We start from the raw sequence: 19,565 nt of genomic DNA on the forward strand, positions 1-19,565 counted from the left end.
CTCACAAGGGTAGGTTTTTTAAGATTGGGGTGAAGGTGAGACAAGGAAGGAAAGTAGACCAGTAGACAAGGAAGCTTTTTCACGAAAAACAGGGCGTTTCGGCTTTTTACAGTTAGCTTGACAGAACAAAATTCTGTACGGTTTTCCTCCCTTGTCTTCTTGTCACCTTTTCCCCCTTGTCTTGCCCCAACCGCACAGTAAAAAACCTACACCTGTCAGCCCCCTCCCCCACACCATCAGCCAGATGCCCGGAATTATGAAGTAATATTAAGAAGAGATGTTAATCCTATCGATATTGTGAAGTTGAAGTCTAATCTCGCATTCCCCTTCAGCAAAACTCTCAAAGGCAGTCAATGGCAAACCATTCTAGCCGATAGCCTCACCGTATTCTGGGGCGAGTGGCTAAAGCTGCGGGTGAGAATCCTGCAAGTCGCGGCGGCTGGACTCATCTCCCCAGTGATTTACATTATCGCATTTGGCTTGGGATTAGGTAGCGCCCTCAATTCAGCCATGGAAACGGCGGCGGGTGACAGCTATTTGGAATTTATCCTACCGGGGATGATTGCCCTATCCTCGATGACGATTAGCTTCAGTGGAACCACCTTTTCGATATGCGGTGAACGGCTTTACACCAAGACATTTGCTGAAACACTACTGATGCCCGTACACCCCTTAGCACTGTATTTGGGTAAAATTTTGGCTGGAATCGTGCGTGGGTTGATGACATCCGGTTCGGTGATTGTGGTAGCGGTTCTGTTTACAGGTAAAGTTTTCAGCTTTATCAATCCCTTATTTTTGCTAGTGTTACTGCTGAATTGCGCCGTATTTTCTGGTTTAGGAGTACTTGTGGGATTGAATGTCAAGTCCTTAGAATCCGTGGGACTGTACAACAATTTCTTGATTGTACCGATGTCGTTTTTGGGCGCAACGTTCTTTGATCCGAGAACATTACCCTTGGCATTAAAAGTTATCGTTTACTTATTACCCCTCAGCTATGCCAGTACCGGATTGCGGGCGGCTGCTTATTTACCCCTATCCCAGTTTCCCTGGTATTCTATCCCAGTTTTATTAGCCTTCGCGATCGCACTATCCTTTATTGGGGCTTATAAATTCGCCCACCAGCAGGATTAGATCTGAATTGTAATTCCCTGTTCCCTGTTCCCTGTGACACACCGAGCGAAGCCGAGGTGTTCCCTAAAAAATGACAAATGACTTCATCACGTTAGAACTGCGCTGGTTCAATCGCGGTAGTTTACCTAAACAGGTGAATGATTGGTTCACCACAGATTGTCCAGGCGAGATATTAGGATCGCCAGAAACCAGGGAGGATACTTATCTTTATATCCCCGATTGTCCCTATCTGAATATCAAATTTCGGCAAGGCAGTTTAGAGATTAAGTGGCGTAAAGCAGAATGGGGTATCCGACAATTTAGTCGCCACTGGGAAGGCAGAATTGAACAATGGATTAAGTGGAGTTGTCAAGACTCAACGTCTGAGAGTCTCATGCCCAAAGGCGGCTTGACACAAGGATCATGGGTGTCGGTGAACAAAGCGCGATCGCAACGTTTTTACCAAGAGATTACCTATGAGTTAACCCAGCTTACCGTTAATAAAGAGAATTGGTGGACAATTGCGTTTGAGGCACTTGTTGAAGTTGACACTATGAATTTGCAGGAATTTGAGCAGGGTGTTGGCGAAATAGGTTCGACGTATCAGGGATTACCATTGCAAAATCACCAGTCTTGTGCCTATCCTAGTTGGCTTAATCTGATCGTTTAGAGGTTTAGTATAAATATGCATTTGTACGGTAGCACCGACGTGCATTAGTATCAACTTAAGCGATAACCCTCACTCATTGCTAATTGACCCAAACGCTTCAGTACACTCAAAACGCTATACAGTTCATTTCCTGGATTGAAAATATCAAACAGTTTAGATACAGCGTATCGAGTTGTTTCTCCTTTGACTAATTTTATAAATCTGAAGCTACTCCCATTCGTAATTAGTCCGTAGGCAGGTTTTTCCCGATCGGGATTTGATAGCATATAAGCGAGAAGTTGTGGTTTGCCAACGTCTAACGAAAATGCGGCTTTTTTTGATTCAATGACGACTAGCCAAACTTGTTCTAATAAAGCCAATACATCAATCTCTCCTCTGACAATAACTCCCTCATCTTCTGCGGCTATTGCCACAGACTTCTCGGATTTGATGTGGAAGGGGTGGAGGTAGAAGTCCGCTAAGTCTAGCAAGGGAGAAAGAACAACCATTTTTACGGTGTTTTCCAACAGAGGTGGGTATTTCGTTAAATTCTGATAACTGAGTTTTACTCTGTCCAACCTTTCTTTCTCGGCGTCAGTAATTTCCGGTAAGTTGTCCTGCCATTCTCGGAAGAATTGGTCATCTTCAACCAACTGGATGCCAAACTTTGTTTCTAATTCATGGAGAGTAATCTCTCTAGCTGCAAGAGTTTGAGTCATAATAATAGATAAGAATTATTTCCTATGAATGAGTGATAGGACAAAGGACAAAGGACAAAGGACAAATAACTCACTGATTAACATCATTGATCCGCGATGTGACAAATCGATCCATCCAATATTCCAAATACGCCCGATTTTCCGCCTGTTGTTCCGGTTCCGCCGTATCCAAAGGATGAGGCGCTAATCCCAAAATTGCCGCCGTGGTTACACAAAACATCGACTTTTGAAACGTTTGGCAAATCTGCACTCGCAAGTCATCCTCTCCCCGACGCGATCGCTGATAGACTTGATGCAGATAATCCGGTAAATAATGACGCATATCCTGCATCAATAATGTTGGCGGAATCCCCGATCCCCCAATTGGTAACGGATCAGCATATAATGCCCCATAAGTAAACTTAGCTTGTTCTGGCGGAATCTGATTGGCTTGGGCGTTATAGGAAACCGTCCCCAAAAACGGTGTTCCCCGAAAGAAAATCGCTTCCACATAGGGTACTGCTGTATCCATGAGAAAGGTCAACCCAGCAGATTTTGGAAGTATCTCATACTCGCGATCGCGAATTTTCACGCTATAGGTAATTGGCTTATTCGCCGCCGCCACTAATCCATTTAAAATATGTTCCACCACTTGCGGAATCGTCTTAATTTCCCCCTTGTCATAGCGACTAGATAACTCCATAAAAATATCACTCATCACCCGCCAAAATTGACCCAAGCCACTGTAATATGCCATCTGACGCGCTTGTTCGGTGAGAAAATTGGGAAATAACCCATTTAATCCTTGAACAAAAGGATTCCCCTTAAACTTTGCCTGAATCGCGGCGGCACAGTGTTGTTTAAATTCTGGCGTATCTAGATAAGCATCTAATTTTCCACCCCCATGCCAAAACATGGATTTCATACAGTATTCGGCATATTCAAAATTAATCCGATTATGCCACCAATGCTGCAATAGTTTCTGAAAAGACACATCCCCGTTGAAGTATTTAAAGAAGGGAAAAAAGACTAAAAACTGATTCTCAGCAATATAAATTAGATTGCGGGAATAGGCATCTAGGACAATGCCATAACTATGTAAAATCCCCACAACCTCTAGCACATTCTCCGGTGAATCCACCAGCAACGCTTCACCTGAGTGAAGGCGTTTAATGTAAGGTTCTAGGGGATGATTTTTAGAGGTTTTTTGACTAATGACCATAGCAATTAGTTTTGAGTGTGTAGGGGCGGGTTTAGGAACTTTCTTTTCGCTATTGATAGTAACCTTTCTGCAAAACCCGCCCTGACTTAGTATTAACTTCCCATCTACCATCTACCATCTGCCATCTGTCTTATTTCCCTAAAGCCATTGTTGGTGAATTCGTCACCATCGTTGCCGTAGTAGTTTCACTCAACCGCACTAACCATCCCGGTTGAATGCCAAAAATAACAATCAACACCGCTAACACAATCGCCGGTATCCGTTCCCGCCAATAAACACGGGGTAAATCAATCACCTGCGCCGAGAGACGACCAAAAAAGGTGCGATCCAACAGAATTAAGAAATAAACCGCCGTTAAAACTGTCCCAATCATACACAGAAGTGTTTGCACAGGAAACGCCGGAAAACTCCCCCGAAATACCAGAAATTCTGAGATAAATCCCACCATTCCCGGAATTCCCGCACTCGCCATTACCGCCAATACCATGAAGCTACCAATCAACGGTAATCCGCGTTCCCGATTCAATAATCCATTAAGAACCTCTAAATCTCGCGAACCCGTCTTCTTATACACCACCCCCACCAGGAAAAACAATAACGCCGAGATTAACCCATGACTCACCATTTGCATCACTGCCGCCACCAGGGAAATTGATGTCGCCGCCGCCGCAGCTAGTAAAATATACCCCATGTGCGCCACTGAACTAAACGCCACCATCTTCTTCATATCCCGTTGCGCGATCGCATTAAACGCCCCATAAAGCACACTAACAACCGCCCATATCGCTAACCAAGGCGCAACCATAGTCCAAGCTTCTGGGAATAATCCTAAACCAAAGCGCAATAATCCATAGGTTCCTAACTTCAGCAACACCCCCGCCAACAGCATGGAAATCGGTGTGGATGCTTCAACGTGGGCATCGGGTAACCAGGTATGAAAGGGTACTAAAGGAATTTTAATCCCAAAGGCGATCAGAATTCCGCCTAATAACAGCAATTGACGACCTACAGGCAATAATGACGCTAAGTTCTGCACATTGCTGTAGGCAAAGGTATTTGCCCCACTCAAAAAGACCAAGCCTAAAAAGACAGCTAAAACCAGCGCCCCAGACACCGCTGTATATAAGAGAAACTTGGTTGCCGCATAGCCACGCCGTTTTCCGCCCCAAATGGCAATTAACAAATATAAAGGAATTAATTCCAGTTCATAAAACAGGAAAAACAGCAATAAGTCTTGCGCCAAAAATGCCCCTGCCACCCCAGCGTTTAATAACAGAATCAGCGTGTAATAAAATCGAGGGCGTTCTAACTCCTCATCAGTCGCGTAAACCGCCATCACCGTGAGTAAGCCATTTAATACCACTAAGGGTATTGACAACCCATCAATACCTAAACTGTAGGTTAACCCAATTGACTCAATCCAAGACAGTTTTTCTTGAAATTGAAGACTCATCTGACCGGGATTAAACTGCGCTAGCAATACCAATGACCAAATAAACAGACCACTGGTAACAATTAGGGTAACTTGACGCGCCCCTTTTCCCATCAGCGTCGTGGGTAAAAATCCGACGACTAGGGCTGTCAATAGCGGGACTAAAATTAAAGCACTTAGCATAATTTGTCATTTGTCATTTGTCATTTGTCATTTGTCCTTCGTTATATTCGCTGCCATTGACAAACTACATCATTGATCATCAATTTTCATCACTCCTCTGCGTCCCTCTGCGTTAACCTCTGCGTCCCTCTGCGTTAAAAAAATATAATTTCGATACCAATCAACCCGTGCAGATTGAGCCACATTAGGGTTAACTCATAAACAATAATAGTTCAACCCACGCCGACAACCGACAACAACATTTTTATTGCCCATTCAGAAACAACCACCGTTCCCAGTCCCACTGACTGAGGGGCCAACTCATCAAGAGTGCTAATAAGCTGACGCCGATGAGAATCGTTAACAGATAAAACTGGGATTTCCCCGAAACACTATATTTCAACGATTGACCCCCAACCACAGTCGCCAAACCGACTAAATTCACCACACCATCGACAATATGACGGTCAATCCAGTCGGTCAGTTTAGAAAACAGGTCAACGGCAAAGACCACAGTCAGATTGTAGAGTCGATCGACGTAAAAATCATAAGCTAAAAGGTCTTGCAAAAATCTCACAGGTAAGAGAATCGATCGCAATCCAGTTCTGTGTAAGTCCATTAAACCCCCAATCGCACAACCCACTACGCTGGAACCCAATAATAACAGTTGGGGGACTTCAATCAGGTACTCATACTTGGCTACGGGTAACAGGTTTAATTGTTGCAGCAACAAAGGCATCCCCAGATTAATCAGAGTTAACCCGACCATGGGTAACGCCATGGGCCACGCTACTTCCGGGGCGCGGCGGGTTTTTGGCTGGGGATTGCCTAAAAATACTAGGCGAAAGACGCGGGTTAATCCGAGGGCTGTAATCCCATTCACCACGATAAAGGTGGCGACTAATCCGGGCGAATCCGCCCACAGTGAATTAATGCCTTTACTTATCGCCCAATACCCTCCTAGGGGCAATAGTCCAATCATCCCTGCTGTTCCGACGACAAAGGCACTGGTTGTGGCGGGCATCCGTGACCATAAGCCGCCCATCTCGGTGAGATTTTGGTTACTGGTGGTGAGAATAATCGAACCGGTACTCATAAATAATAGGGCTTTGGCAAAGGCGTGGGCGAGGAGTAACGTCGCTGCAATATCAGCGCGTCCAGTTCCCACGGCGATAAACACCAACCCTAAATACGCACTGGTGGTATGGGAGAGCGATCGCTTAATATCAATTTGGGCAATGGCGACTAAGGATGCACCAATCGCTGTGATCGTGCCAATTACCACTAACACGGATAAGGTGACTGGGGATAGGGCTAAAATCGGCAGCAGTTTAATCAACACATACGCCCCACAGCAAACAACCAGCGAATTCCGCAAGACGGAGGCGGGGTTGGGTCCTTCCATCGCTTCATCTAACCATAAATGCAGGGGAAATTGAGCACATTTTCCTAGGGGTCCGGCAATTAGGGCTAATCCCAGCAATGTGGCGAGGATGGGGGGAAGGTTTGCGGTTCCTGCCCAATCGTATAAGTTATTAAAGTTTAAGCTACCCGCGAGGCTTCCCAGGGTGACAACCCCCATTAACAGCAACATATCACCCACCCGCTTGGTTAAAAAGGCATCTCGTGCAGCGGTAACCACTAAGGGTTGAGCATACCAAAAACCGACGAGTAAATAGGTGGAGAGGGTGAGCATTTCTAATAGGGCATAGCTCAAGAGTAAGGAATTACTCAAGGCAATTCCACTCATCGCCCCTTCAAAGAATCCCATTAAGGCAAAAAAGCGGGCTAATGCCCAGTCTTTTTCCATGTATCCTAGGGCATACAGTTGCGCCAACAGGCAGAGGCTGGTCACCACCTCTGCCGCACCTGTACTCACAGGCGAAACTTCTAGGGCAAAGGAGAAATTGACGCCGCCAACTTGCAGCCAGTCAAATACAAACTCCTTCACCATCGGCTGATTCACGGCAGACCGGAAGATTACCCAACCGTGAATACAGGCAAAAAGCGTCATTAATATGTTGAAATAGGCAGCCGGACGCGGACCGGTACGGCGAATTATACCCGTTGCCCAAGGTAAGCTTAAGATGGCGCCAATTAGCCCATAAAACGGCACTAACCAAATTGTCTGATTCAGAAACTCTGTCATCCCGCTTGCCTACCTCGTTGGTTTTTTATCACTGGATTATATTGATACAGAATTTTGCCTATTGACCAAGGGATTCGCTGGCGCAATGCTGGCGCGATCGCGGTTTGAGTCCCTCTATTTAAAGGTCAGCTTAATCAAAGTGATAACCTTAGCTTATACTTAATACTAGAGCCTTGACCTTCTCTCCATGCTTGAGTTCGATCCGGCGTTTCTCCTACTCGTTGCCCCTGCTTGATTATGAGGTGATTGTCCTGGCATCTTGAGACGAGTCATTTTAACGTATAAAAACGTTACCCAAAAATTATAAAACAAAGCCAACATTTCGCCAAAGCTGAGAATTTTGCCCAACCTCTCGATTATTATCGCTCTAAAGTTAAGTTTTGTTAAACATTTTGATTAAGAATTATCATAATAATTTATATTGTCAATTGTGCCAAGCTTCTCTATGCTTGGTTTTGGCTAGTAATTTATTAGTCTAAACTTCGGCATTCCCGTCCAAATTTTCGCCCAACCGGGATGGGCTGACTCATGGTCAACGTATTCACAAGGAGAAAATAAACGTGCCAATTGCTGTAGGAATGATTGAAACCAAAGGCTTTCCGGCTGTCGTCGAAGCCGCCGATGCCATGGTGAAAGCTGCCCGTGTCACCTTGGTCGGGTATGAAAAAATTGGTAGTGCGCGGGTTACGGTTATTGTTCGGGGCGATGTCTCAGAAGTTCAAGCCTCCGTCGCTGCTGGCGTAGAATCTGCTAATCGGGTCAATGGGGGTGAAGTCGTATCCACCCACATCATTGCTCGTCCCCACGAAAACTTGGAATACGTTCTACCGATTCGATATAGCGAAGCCGTGGAGCAATTCCGATCCTATTAGCGAGATCTCTACGCTTAGATTGGGCTAAATCATGGCGCTCCTAAGGTGTCAAAACAGACAAACCCCTAGATTTTGGAGAAACATTCATGTCAATCGCCGTTGGAATGGTAGAAACCCTCGGCTTTCCTGCTGTCGTCGAAGCCGCTGACGCCATGGTGAAAGCCGCCCGCGTCACCTTAGTCGGGTATGAAAAAATCGGTAGTGGTCGGGTTACGGTTATCGTCCGGGGCGATGTGTCGGAAGTCCAAGCCTCTGTAGCCGCTGGTGTGGAGAACGTCAAGCGCGTCAATGGGGGTCAGGTTCTATCCACTCACATTATTGCTCGCCCTCATGAAAACCTAGAGTACGTGCTGCCGATTCGGTACACTGAAGACGTAGAACAGTTCCGAGAAAGCACGAATGCCATCCGTCCGCTTAACCGTCCCTAAGACCAATACCCTTATCCTTAAATGATTATAGGAAAGGTTAATTGGGGATTGAGACAAAGGCAAGACTCGCTGGTTAAAAAAACGGTAACTCAGTCCGCCCAGAACCGACGATCCAAAATCCCAACCGTGGAGGATAAATGCAAATTGCCAGAGTGCGGGGGACAGTCGTTAGTACTTGTAAAGAACCCAGCCTGAGAGGTGTAAAATTTCTCTTAGTACAGTTTATGGATGAAGAGGGTAAACCTCTACCTAACTACGAAGTGGCAGCAGATGTCGTCGGTGCGGGTGTGGATGAGTGGGTTTTGGTGAGTTGTGGCAGCGCAGCCCGTCAGGTGGGTGAAAGTGATAAGCGCCCTATTGATGCTATGGTAGTGGGGATTATCGACACCGTTAGTGTAGATAATCACATTCTCTACAGTAAAAAAGATCAATATCGATAGTCTGGGGTGGAAAAAGTCATCCGAAATCGTTAACACCAATCATGAGCAAGCCCTGAGTCTGACTCCCTTATCGGTCTAAGATGACTGACCGCCAGACCAAGAATTCATACCCTAATTTGGCATATTAAAGCCAATACTTATTCTGCTGGCGGGAGGGGAGTTAACCCAATAGCCCTCGGCTCAGTATTCGGGTTTTAACCAAAAACTTCTCCCTCAAAACCAGACAATCTAGAATTGCTGCTGCTTGAAGATCCAGCTTAAACACAGATCTTTATATCCCTATTGGGATAAACATCCAAGGCTTATGGATGAAATGCTCTTGGTTTAATCAAAAAAAAACAACACGTTGATATACGTTGTGCAAGGCAGGAAAATATTATCATGGTAGTTCGTAGCTACGCGGCACCCCCGACCCCTTGGTCAAAAAGTTTGGCGGAACCCAAAATTCACGAAAGTGCCTACGTCCACTCCTTTTCTAATATTATCGGAGATATCAGAATCGCTGAAAATGTCCTGATTTCTCCGGGGACTTCCATTCGAGCAGACGAAGGTGGACCGTTTTACATTGCCGCTGGCTCGAATATTCAAGATGGAGTGGTGATTCATGGCTTAGAAGAGGGGCGAGTGATGGGGGATGACAAAAAAGCTTACTCCGTCTGGATTGGTCAAAATACCTCGATTACTCATCTATGCCTGATTCACGGTCCAGCCTACATTGGAGATGATTGCTTTATTGGCTTTCGCTCCACCGTGTTTAATGCTCGCATCGGTCATGGCTGTATCATCATGATGCACGCCTTGGTGCAAGATGTGGAAATTCCGCCGGGTAAATATATACCCTCTGGAGCAGTCATTAATAACCAGCAGCAAGCGGATAGATTGCCCGATGTCCAAGAGGAGGATCTCACGTTTGCTCATAATCTGATCGCATGCAACGATGCATTGCGATCAGGGTATCAGTGTGCAGAGGATGAAGCTTGTATTGCGCCAATCCGCAAGGAGAGGGTTCAAGCCTCTGACTCTGATCAGGAAAATGGAAATCAACCTTCTCGTCGTTCTTCTTATTCTTATAGTTCCATGCCTTCATTTACAGCCATAAATTCAGACCTGCAGAAACAAATTCGTCAACTGTTAGCTCAAGGATATCGGATTGGTGCCGAATATGCAGATGAGCGGCGCTTTCGGACGAGTTCTTGGAAGAGTGCGATCGCGATTCACTCAGACCGTGAATCAGAGGTACTTGATGCTCTGAGCGATTGTTTGCAAGATCATCAAGGTGAATATGTCCGCCTGATTGGGATTGACCCGAAAGTCAAACGGCGGGTGATGGAAGAAATTATCCAAAGACCCGGTGATCAGCCGTCCAAGTCCACCCCCGCGAAAGCGTCTTCGAGTTATCGTTACAGTGAGCCTGCGGCGAGCAACAAGCGTCAGGTTTCCCGTTCACAACCCCAACTCGAATCTGATCTTCAGCAAACGGTGGCGGGACTGGTCGCCCAAGGTTATGGGGTTGGTTTAGAATATGCAGATGAGCGGCGCTTCCGCACCAGTTCCTGGAAGAGTGCGATGTCGATTCAATCCAATCGCGAATCGGAGGTGATGGACGCGATTACCGACTGCTTAACCGACCATGAGGGCGAGTACGTGCGCTTGATTGGGATTGACCCCAATGCGAAACGGCGGGTGATGCAAGAAATTATTCAACGACCGGATAGTAAAGCCTTGACAACAGGGACATCGGTCTCCTCAAATGGTCGGCGCACCAGCAGCAGCTACAGCACGGTATCCGCCCCCTCAAAAGCGGATTCTGTATCACCTGCGGATACGTCTTTGAGCCAAGAGGCGATTGATCAAGTCCGGGGTTTGTTAGCTCAAGGCTACAAAATTGGAACCGAACACGCCGACAAGCGTCGCTTCCGCACCAGTTCCTGGCAAAGCTGCTCTCCCATCGAATCGAATCAGGTTTCTGAGGTGGTTGAGGGGTTAGAAGGCTGTATGGCTGAACATAGTGGGGAATATGTACGTCTGATTGGTATTGATCCAAAAGCCAAGCGGCGTGTCTTGGAAACCCTGATTCAAAAGCCAAGTTGAGCAACCCTTAACTCAGGAACCGTTAGAAGTCCGTTGGATGGGAAAGGGTGAGCGTTGATTGGGGATTGGTGATGGAGTTAGGGCAAGAATTCAAGTCTTTCTCCGAAATTGTTCAATAAAGAATTGACAATTTTTAATCTTCAATCCCTTTCCTTTCCCACAGAGGTAATCCAAAATTACTGACTTCAAAATCGTGGGACTTCTGATTCAATTGACCTAATTATCTTCACGTTTATAACGTCTATAACTATAAAATGCATTTGCCCCTGCCACTACCATTGAGCAGTCACTCTCATGTCTACGTGCAAGGTGATGTAACCATTGATCCGAGTGCTGTGATTTCATCGGGAGTAATTTTGCGGGCTAATCCTGAGAGTCAAATGATTATCGCGGCAGGTGTTTGTATTGGTGCAGGTTCAGTTCTGCACGCTGATCAAGGGACGTTAGAGATAGAAACCGGTGTCAATATGGGTACAGGTGTATTGGTCGTGGGTCACGGGACAATTGGGGCAAATGCTTGTATCGGTTCACTGACCACGATTTGGAATGCTTCGATTGAGCGATTAACCGTTGTGCCTGCGGGGTCTGTCGTTGGTGATGTGGGGCGTCAAGTTGCCGAGGTTTCCCCAGCCGCGACTCCTCCGGTTGATAGCTCTAATCCCCCAGAAGCGGTGAATCATTCACCTAAGATCGCCTCTAGCCCATCTCCCTCTCCTGAACAATCTGAACAGCAGCAGGATGTCAACCCACCGGTTGATTCCCAGAGACATTCCAGCGAGTCCACGACGGAAGAGGAACCTGAATCTGCTGACTCCCCGGCGGGAAACTCAATCTATGGACAAGGGAGTGTAGACCGGATTCTCAAAACTCTATTTCCCTATAATCATTGACGGTATAGCAGCTACTTTGGCAGGTTAGGATATTCTCGACTGTTCCCTGTTCCCTTTTGGGATTAATGGATGGTCTAACGTATCCTCGCCGTGCTATAACCATCCAATCTGTAGTGTTAAGATCAGCGCCAAGATAGGTTATACCGATAAGTTGTTAGCGTTGAGGTGTTGGGTTTCTTAGACTGGATTAGAGGCAACACTTAACAGCCAACAACGACATGGAGAGCCGAGCTATGGAGTCATACAACCCTGGAATTATCCCCCACACCCCTTCTACTCAACGAAATCGCTTTCGTCATTCCTCTTTGGGCTTGGTGTCTACGCTCAGTTTTCCCGTGATTGTGAGTACGGCTGATGCGATGCTCAAGGCGTCTGGCGTGACGTTAATCGGATTTGAAAAAATTGGTAGTGGTCATTGTACGGCAATTGTGCGCGGCGCTACAGCAGAAGTACGGATTGCGGTGCAAGCTGGGGTTGAACATGCTAAACGAGAAGGTCAGTTATTGTCCTCCTTGGTAATTCCTCGACCGTTTCCAAACTTGGAGGTTGTCTTACCTCTGGGTTCTCATTTGCTAGAAGAGGTGCAACAGCAGACGCGATCGCGCCATAGTTCCCAAGCCCTGGGACTTCTAGAAACTCGCGGTTTTCCCGCGATCGTCGGTGCAGCGGATGCGATGCTCAAAGCAGCAAATGTGGAACTGACGGGTTACGAAACCATTGGCGCGGGCTTATGTACGGTGATTATCCGGGGTCGGGTAGCGGAAGTCGCCATGGCGCTGCAAGTGGGTATGGCAGAAGCCCAACGGATTGGGGAACTGGTTGCCGTTACCGTGATTACTCGACCGTTAGAGGATCTCGAACAAGCCCTACCCTTGGCAAGTTACTTCATTGAAGAGGAAGAAACACCCGAACCCCTACGATTACCTGTTGAGGTGAAGGAAACAGAGAAGGAATTAGTCGAACTCCCTGATTTAGATAAATTGCCTGCGCCGACTAAGGAAATTGACTTTTGATATTACATTGCTGATTAGCAGAGCTGGGGAAGCTGGGGAAGCTGGGGAAGCTGGGGGAGCAAACCCCTACAAAGGACAAATGACAAAGGACGAATGACGATCTCTTTTATTGTGTCTACCTATTAAAAAAGGCGTTGCACCCAATTCCAGCGATGACCGGATTAAGCTTTCCTGTAGGTACAGGCTAAAACCAAACAGCTTATTCTGGAACATACAAATTGGTTAGGGGGCAACGCAGGCTGGAAGGAAGACTGTCACTTGTTTGGTGTTATCTGAAATCTTAACTCAGAGTTACCATAGAAAAAATACATTGTTCTGATAGAAATCATAGACTATAATCTATAAATTATTCCTATCAAGGAGGAGTATCGTTGAAGCAAGCCACGCTGCATCAGCTCAAAGTCTTTGAAGCCGTTGCTCGACATAATAGTTTTACTCGTGCAGCCGAAGAACTATTTCTCACCCAACCCACGGTGTCAATGCAGGTGAAACAGCTTACCCGAGCGGTTGGTGTTCCCTTATTTGATCAAGTAGGCAAACGTCTTTATCTTACCCAAGCCGGAGAGGAACTCGTCAAGACCTGTCGTGCCATATTTGAGAATTTAGACCAGTTTGAGATGACTGTCGCTGATTTGCAAGGTCTGAAACAGGGACGCCTGCGGGTTTCGGTGATCACAACCGCCAAATATTTTATTCCCCGGTTACTCGGTCCATTTTGTCGGCGTTATCCAGGAATCGATGTGTCGCTTCAGGTGACCAATCATGAATTTATCTTGAATCGTCTGAATGACAATGCCGATGACTTGTATGTCATGAGTCAACTTCCGGATCTGGATATTACCTACGAAGCCATTCTTGACAATCCCCTGGTTGTCATCGCCCCATCGGATCATCCGTTGGTGAATGAAACCAATATTCCTCTAGAGCGCTTGGCAGAGGAACCCTTTATTATGAGAGAACCTGGATCAGGAACGCGCAAGGCGGTGCAAGAACTATTTGATTCCCGTGATATTGAGTTAAAAGTGCAGCTTGACTTAGGCAGCAATGAAGCCATTAAACAAGCGATCGCGGGAGGGTTAGGCATTTCGGTTTTATCCCGTCATACCTTAGCCTTAGAGGGCATCTGTAACCAACTGACCATTTTAGATGTGGAAGAATTCCCGATTGAACGATACTGGTATGCGGTTTACCCAAATGGCAAACAACTCTCCATTGTCGCTCGCACCTTTCTCGATTATCTGCTCACCGAAGGCAAAGACTTTGCCCAAAAGACTGCCCTACGCCGAACCTTGCCACAAGCGCAATCCAATGGAACTCTTCCCCCTAGCGCTGCAAACTCCGAGGATCAAGGGCATCCCGTAGACCATCCCCCAGCAAGTTAAAGGCTAACACCGTCAAGATAATCAGTGCGGCGGGGGGCCAAATTAACCAGGGTTGTAGTACCAAAATCGAAGCATTCGTTGCCAAGGACAACAAATTTCCCCAGGAGGGGTCAGGTTGCTGAATACCCAGACCGATTAAACTCAGCACCGATTCCGCCACAATAAAACTGGGGACGGCGAGAGTGGCTGAGATAATCACATAGGTTGCCGTTTGGGGCAGCACATGGCGGACAATAATGTACAGCGGTTTCGCCCCCATCGCCTGGGATGCTTGGACAAATTCTCGTTCTTTAATTGACAACACCTGTCCGCGAATCACCCGGGCTAATCCAGACCAGCCAATAAACGAGGTAATTAAAACAATTAACAAAAATCGTTGGGCGCTGGTTAGTCCTGGTGGTAACACTGACGCTAATGCCACGAGTAGGTATAGAGTGGGAATCGTCATCATCACTTCCACGAGGCGCATCAACATGGCATCAATCCACCCCCCGAAATAGCCAGAAATTCCGCCGATAATTAAACCCAGAGGAAAAGAGATGGCAATTCCCACTAACCCGATACTGAGACTAATTCGCCCTCCATACACCAAACGACTGAATTGATCACGACCTTGCTCATCCGTCCCTAATAGATTCAGTTTGCCTTCACCAATCGTGCCGAACAAGTGCAAGTTCATCGGAATTCCGCCAAATATCTCCACCTCTTCAAAATTGGGTGGTAAGGGGAAACGTAGTTGCAGAAACTGGTACGCCGAACCTTGAACAAATAAACGGATGGGGGACGGACTTTGCCAATCCACCATCAGTTCTCGTTCCCCCGTCTCTAAATCCGTTGGTCCTTGGGTGGTTGGGTAGACATGGGGACCAATAAACCTGCCTTCGGGAGTACGCCAGTAGACTTGGGTGGGTGGCAACAAGGAACCATTGGGTTGGGAGACATACGGGTCATAAGGCGCGACAAAATCAGCCGCAATTACGGCAAGGTAAAAAATCAATAGCACGATCGCGCCAAACCGAGCCAGGGGGTTCTTTTTCAGTTTTTGCCACCAGTTCATGGGTTACAGGTTAAGAGTTAAGCTGCTGGGCGAGTTGTCGGTGTTGTTCTTCGTTCTTTTCGTGTTCGACAACAAACACATTGGAGTAGAGGTTGGCGGTGATTTGCTTACCCTCTTGGGTGAGGGACAGGTAACGCAGGGCTTCCTGGATAAAGGGAAATACTCCATTCCAGTAAAACCTGGAATAACCCGCGCGAAGGTCACCAGGATGCTCATAGCCTAAGGCTTGATTGACACCCGTTTCTTCAAATTCGTAGAATAGAGAGCTAATTTTCTTGAGATAGCGGGGATCAGAAAGCTGACCAATTAAGTCAGAGGCACGAATCAAACCGGGATAATTCAGGGTATCTCGATGATCCCCTTCTTTGGGAACTGGGAAACGAGTCAGTTCAATATTGAGCTTAATCAGTTCCGCGTCAATCAGTTTGTGACCGCCAAATCGCTCATCCGTAAACAGTTTCGCCCGATCAACATGATGAGGCGTTAGGGAGGCATCGGTAGCGCCAGGAGGCAGATGCACCATCTCACCATTTTTGCCCGTCGCATAAAGTCGTTCAGTTTCGCGATCCTGACGGCAGACTCCTTTCACATAGCCAATGTCGTGGCAAACCAGAGAAATGATAAAGTGCAACCAATCTTCTGGTGTGACGCCCCCTTCACGGATATGCTTGCCTCGGAGAATCTCCTGACCGACTAAGGTGACGAGAATAGAATGCTCGACATTATGATAGAGGGCATCGCTGTTGGCAATATTTTCCATTGCCATACTGCCTGCCCAAGCAATAATGTCCTCATAGTCGGTTTTCAGCCCCCCGTAAGTCCGGTGGTAGCCATCCCGGAGTTTTTGGACAAATGAGTTTATGAGAATTTCTGTTGCGTTAAACATCCTGGGTAATCCCTGCGGAGTGCAATGGTTTGAGGATCAATCGAACAGTTATAACTCTATACTTTACAGGATGCGATAAATTTAAGTTGATGGGAAGCTAAAGATTCACAACCTCGACGTGTTTTTGGTCATAGCTAACTGTTCCCGAACTCGCAACCCCTTTATTTGTAGGACTTTCAGAGTTTTTGTATAAACGAAAACATACCTAGCTCAATCAAGGTTAAGTTTTCACCTCCAGAGCCAGGTAGAAATATGAGGCAAATTTATTGATATAATAGCTTAAAGATTCTCGTTTAGAGTAACTTGCGGGTGTAGTTCAGTGGTAGAACGTCAGCTTCCCAAGCTGGATGTCGTGGGTTCGAGTCCCATCACCCGCTCTACTGGTGTGGCACAGCTAAAATGGTGGATTAGATTTTACCATTGAATCGGGCGATTGAATCGGGCGCACGTCTATGCGCCCCTACGGTTTCCGGGCTAATGCTTAATTCATCAAATAAGGTGTGCCACGCCACTACAGTGACGCTGAATGGCGATCGCACGGCGCCTCTAGCGACTAGCCTCTTGCATACTACACTAGATTTATCGCACTTTTGTTGTGGAACTGCCATGTCTTTCGCCCAAGATCTGGAAACGTCCGAAGAGCTATGGGATGATATAGTCTTTCCCCCTAGTGACTTACTGAGTGACGAGCCTCCTTTGGAAACAGACTTGCATCGCCTACAAATGACATTGCTCATCGCCTGTCTAGAATGGCTGTGGCGAGAGCGCAATGATTTCTATGCGTCTGGTAATCTGACGATCTACTACTCTCCCCGTCAGCGCAAGTCAGAGAAGTTCCGGGGACCGGATTTTTTTGTGGTTTTGGGAGTAGAACGCTTCCCTCGCCAAAGTTGGGTGGTTTGGGAGGAAGATGGTAAGTATCCCAATGTGATTGTGGAAATTCTTTCTCCCAAGACGGCGGCGACTGATCGAGGCTTAAAAAAGCAGCTATATCAAGATGTTTTCCGTACTCCGGACTATTTTTGGTTTGACCCGAATAGCTTGGAGTTTCAAGGTTTTCATTTGGTCGATGGTGAGTATGAACAGTTGCAGCCGAATCAGCAAGGGTGGTTATGGAGCAAGCAGTTGGGGTTATATTTAGGGATTTATGAGTCGAAGTTGCGCTTTTTTAATGCCCAAGGAGATCTAATTCCGATACCCCAAGAAGTCGCTGAACAAGAGCAACAACAGCGAGTGCAAGCAGAGCAACAGTTAACGGAGATGGAGTCACTTTTGAGTCGATATCGGGAACGCTTTGGAGAGTTGCCTGAGTAAAGCGGCTTAACTCCCCATTTCCCTTATCTAACCTATCTCCTGCTTGGAAAATTCAGTTCAACAAAGATTTCCATTCTTTTTTCAAACAGTGCAGCACCTCAGGCTCAAAGAGGACGACTTTTTGGTCGTCGGGAAACTTTCCTTGGCACAAGCGCACGGCAATTTGTCCTAAGCTTTCACTGAAGAGAATCTGCTTAAATAACAGATTATCGGTTTTCTCGATCAGATGAACCGCTGTAGCAAATTCCCCTTCTAAATCAAAACCAACATTCAGTTTGATGTGATGGATTTCGTGAATGCAGCGGAAAATCAGGTTAATGTCTGAACCCAAAAGATCAGAGTTATTGAACTGAGTGGTAATCATTAGTTTTCCTTGGTTGTAATCCCTATAGATATGCTCTAAGCTCAGTTCTGTTCCTTTCATGTAAGGGAAAAAATCAACATACTGAAACTCTATACCCTGGAGTTCTACCTGTGCTATATCCACGATAAACTGACGGAAGCCTTTCACGACGGAAGGCGAGAGATCATACGCTGGGGTATCAATGTAATACCGAGCAATGTCTTCAAGATTCATGTGTTTTTGTTAGATGCAACCAACTGACAATCGAAATCGCCAGACAACCTAATAATTGACCTGGCTTGCTGAGGGTAGTCCCTCATAGAATTCACCCATTTCAATTTTGGAATATCTTAGCCAAAAACACATCCATGGAACTACGGAAATTTTTGGGTGAAATTCCCGAAAAGTCCGCGTGGATTCACCGATGGAAGTGTATTTATAAAGTAAATACAGGTGGAGCTAGACAAAGAGAATAAATTGTGGTACAGGCTTTGTTTTATCGAGGTATCGGTTCAGCCTAAGCCAATATCGAGAAGCATCATAATCACGAATCCGACCATAATCCCAATTGTGGCTTCGTGTTCGCGACCTTGATGATGGGATTCGGGGATAATTTCATCGCTAATCACAAACAGCATCGCACCTGCTGCAAATGCCATTCCCCAGGGTAAAAGCGGTTGTGCGATCGCAACCAAACCTGCACCCAGTAAACCCCCCACGGGTTCGACTAAGCCTGTCAGCAACGAAACCCCCACCGCATAAAAGCTTGAGTAGCCTTCAGCCAACAACGAAACCGCGACAACCAAACCCTCTGGAATATTCTGCAATCCAATCCCGATCGCCAAAGCAATTCCCTGCGCCTGATTTCCTGCGCCAAAGTTAACCCCAACCGCCAAGCCTTCGGGAAAGTTATGAATCGTAATCGCTAAAACAAATAACCAAATGCGTCTCAGATGTTGGGAATTTCCCCCTTCTGGACCCTTATGAAAATGTTCGTGTGGTAGATACTTATTACTTAACCCTAAAAACGCCGATCCCAGAAGCACACCCACACTCATAATTAACGCCGCATTCATCTGGGAAGCGCCTTGAGAAATCGCCGCATCTTTACCCGGTACAATTAACGAAAACGATGTCGCAGCTAGCATTACCCCACCCCCGAATCCTAACGCGATCGCTTGTAATCGGTGGGTCAAGCGAATCGGTAAAAATACGGGTAACGCACCAACAAAGGTTGCGAGTCCCGCCAGTAAACTGGCAATAAAACCCGCAAGAATTGGATTCATAAGTTATTTGTCATTTGTCATTTGTCATTTGTCATTTGTCATTTGTCATTTGTCATTTGTCATTTGTCATTTGTCATTTGTCATTTGTCATTTGTCATTTGTCATTTGTCATTTGTCATTTGTCATTTGTCATTTGTCATT

General features: G+C 46.4%; 18 protein-coding genes and 1 tRNA gene. 11 read left to right on the forward strand and 8 right to left on the reverse strand.

Annotated features, from left to right (window positions below):
- The first annotated feature begins 303 nt into the window (after positions 1-303).
- Together RIG66_RS12970 and RIG66_RS12975 are read left to right on the forward strand one after the other, a co-directional pair.
- Complete coding sequence (locus RIG66_RS12970) at positions 304-1,131, forward strand: ABC transporter permease (RefSeq protein WP_446378615.1); 828 nt, start codon at positions 304-306, stop codon at positions 1,129-1,131.
- Positions 1,132-1,201: 70 nt separating this feature from the next.
- Positions 1,202-1,780, forward strand: coding sequence for a hypothetical protein (locus tag RIG66_RS12975; RefSeq protein WP_446378617.1), 579 nt, complete (start codon positions 1,202-1,204; stop codon positions 1,778-1,780).
- Between the two features lie 50 nt (positions 1,781-1,830).
- On the opposite strand, the gene RIG66_RS12980 is transcribed toward RIG66_RS12975, so the two are convergent.
- The 4 genes from RIG66_RS12980 to RIG66_RS12995 all read right to left on the reverse strand — a co-directional run bounded on the left by RIG66_RS12980 (position 1,831) and on the right by RIG66_RS12995 (position 7,422).
- Positions 1,831-2,478: a type I restriction endonuclease gene (locus tag RIG66_RS12980; RefSeq protein ID WP_446371798.1), complete on the reverse strand. Its 648-nt coding sequence runs from the start codon at positions 2,476-2,478 to the stop codon at positions 1,831-1,833.
- 70 nt (positions 2,479-2,548) lie between these two features.
- The gene (locus tag RIG66_RS12985) at positions 2,549-3,679 is read right to left on the reverse strand and encodes a CO2 hydration protein (RefSeq protein WP_446378619.1); all 1,131 of its coding nucleotides are present in this window, start codon (positions 3,677-3,679) and stop codon (positions 2,549-2,551) included.
- A 130-nt stretch (positions 3,680-3,809) separates the two neighbouring features.
- The gene (locus RIG66_RS12990) at positions 3,810-5,294 is read right to left on the reverse strand and encodes an NADH-quinone oxidoreductase subunit M (RefSeq protein WP_446378621.1); all 1,485 of its coding nucleotides are present in this window, start codon (positions 5,292-5,294) and stop codon (positions 3,810-3,812) included.
- A gap of 244 nt (positions 5,295-5,538) precedes the next feature.
- Positions 5,539-7,422 carry an NAD(P)H-quinone oxidoreductase subunit F gene (locus tag RIG66_RS12995; protein ID WP_446378623.1) on the reverse strand — a complete coding sequence of 628 codons (1,884 nt, stop codon included), beginning with the start codon at positions 7,420-7,422 and terminating at the stop codon, positions 5,539-5,541.
- Positions 7,423-7,982: 560 nt separating this feature from the next.
- On the opposite strand from RIG66_RS12995, the gene RIG66_RS13000 reads away from it, so the two are divergent.
- The 7 genes from RIG66_RS13000 to RIG66_RS13030 all read left to right on the forward strand — a co-directional run bounded on the left by RIG66_RS13000 (position 7,983) and on the right by RIG66_RS13030 (position 14,538).
- Positions 7,983-8,294: a carbon dioxide-concentrating mechanism protein CcmK gene (locus RIG66_RS13000; protein WP_006105229.1), complete on the forward strand. Its 312-nt coding sequence runs from the start codon at positions 7,983-7,985 to the stop codon at positions 8,292-8,294.
- Between the two features lie 86 nt (positions 8,295-8,380).
- Positions 8,381-8,722: a carbon dioxide-concentrating mechanism protein CcmK gene (locus RIG66_RS13005; protein WP_446339169.1), complete on the forward strand. Its 342-nt coding sequence runs from the start codon at positions 8,381-8,383 to the stop codon at positions 8,720-8,722.
- A gap of 137 nt (positions 8,723-8,859) precedes the next feature.
- Positions 8,860-9,162: a EutN/CcmL family microcompartment protein gene (locus RIG66_RS13010; RefSeq protein WP_006105202.1), complete on the forward strand. Its 303-nt coding sequence runs from the start codon at positions 8,860-8,862 to the stop codon at positions 9,160-9,162.
- A 381-nt stretch (positions 9,163-9,543) separates the two neighbouring features.
- Positions 9,544-11,253, forward strand: a complete 1,710-nt coding sequence (locus RIG66_RS13015) for a ribulose bisphosphate carboxylase small subunit (protein ID WP_446378625.1) — start codon at positions 9,544-9,546, stop codon at positions 11,251-11,253.
- Positions 11,254-11,531: 278 nt separating this feature from the next.
- A complete protein-coding gene (locus tag RIG66_RS13020; protein WP_446378627.1) occupies positions 11,532-12,143 on the forward strand; it encodes a hypothetical protein in 612 nt (203 codons plus the stop codon).
- A gap of 233 nt (positions 12,144-12,376) precedes the next feature.
- A complete protein-coding gene (locus RIG66_RS13025; protein ID WP_446378629.1) occupies positions 12,377-13,156 on the forward strand; it encodes a BMC domain-containing protein in 780 nt (259 codons plus the stop codon).
- A 371-nt stretch (positions 13,157-13,527) separates the two neighbouring features.
- Positions 13,528-14,538 carry a LysR substrate-binding domain-containing protein gene (locus RIG66_RS13030; RefSeq protein ID WP_446378631.1) on the forward strand — a complete coding sequence of 337 codons (1,011 nt, stop codon included), beginning with the start codon at positions 13,528-13,530 and terminating at the stop codon, positions 14,536-14,538.
- On the opposite strand, the gene RIG66_RS13035 is transcribed toward RIG66_RS13030, so the two are convergent.
- Positions 14,480-15,595 (reverse strand): ABC transporter permease, encoded by a 1,116-nt coding sequence (locus RIG66_RS13035; protein ID WP_446369963.1) that lies wholly within the window; start codon positions 15,593-15,595, stop codon positions 14,480-14,482. The genes RIG66_RS13030 and RIG66_RS13035 overlap by 59 nt on opposite strands.
- Before the next feature lie 10 nt (positions 15,596-15,605).
- Entirely contained in the window at positions 15,606-16,481 is an 876-nt protein-coding gene (locus tag RIG66_RS13040; RefSeq protein ID WP_446369965.1) for an Npun_R2479 family HD domain-containing metalloprotein, read from the reverse strand.
- 305 nt (positions 16,482-16,786) lie between these two features.
- Between RIG66_RS13040 and RIG66_RS13045 the strand changes: the two genes are divergently transcribed.
- A tRNA-Gly gene (locus RIG66_RS13045) sits at positions 16,787-16,858 on the forward strand.
- 229 nt (positions 16,859-17,087) lie between these two features.
- Positions 17,088-17,795: a Uma2 family endonuclease gene (locus RIG66_RS13050; RefSeq protein WP_446378638.1), complete on the forward strand. Its 708-nt coding sequence runs from the start codon at positions 17,088-17,090 to the stop codon at positions 17,793-17,795.
- A gap of 52 nt (positions 17,796-17,847) precedes the next feature.
- On the opposite strand, the gene RIG66_RS13055 is transcribed toward RIG66_RS13050, so the two are convergent.
- Positions 17,848-18,372, reverse strand: coding sequence for a hypothetical protein (locus RIG66_RS13055; protein WP_446378634.1), 525 nt, complete (start codon positions 18,370-18,372; stop codon positions 17,848-17,850).
- Between the two features lie 278 nt (positions 18,373-18,650).
- Positions 18,651-19,424, reverse strand: coding sequence for a ZIP family metal transporter (locus RIG66_RS13060; RefSeq protein ID WP_446378636.1), 774 nt, complete (start codon positions 19,422-19,424; stop codon positions 18,651-18,653).
- Positions 19,425-19,565: the final 141 nt, after the last annotated feature.

It is taken from the genome of Coleofasciculus sp. E2-BRE-01 (assembly GCF_040221695.1).
GTDB lineage: Bacteria > Cyanobacteriota > Cyanobacteriia > Cyanobacteriales > Coleofasciculaceae > Coleofasciculus.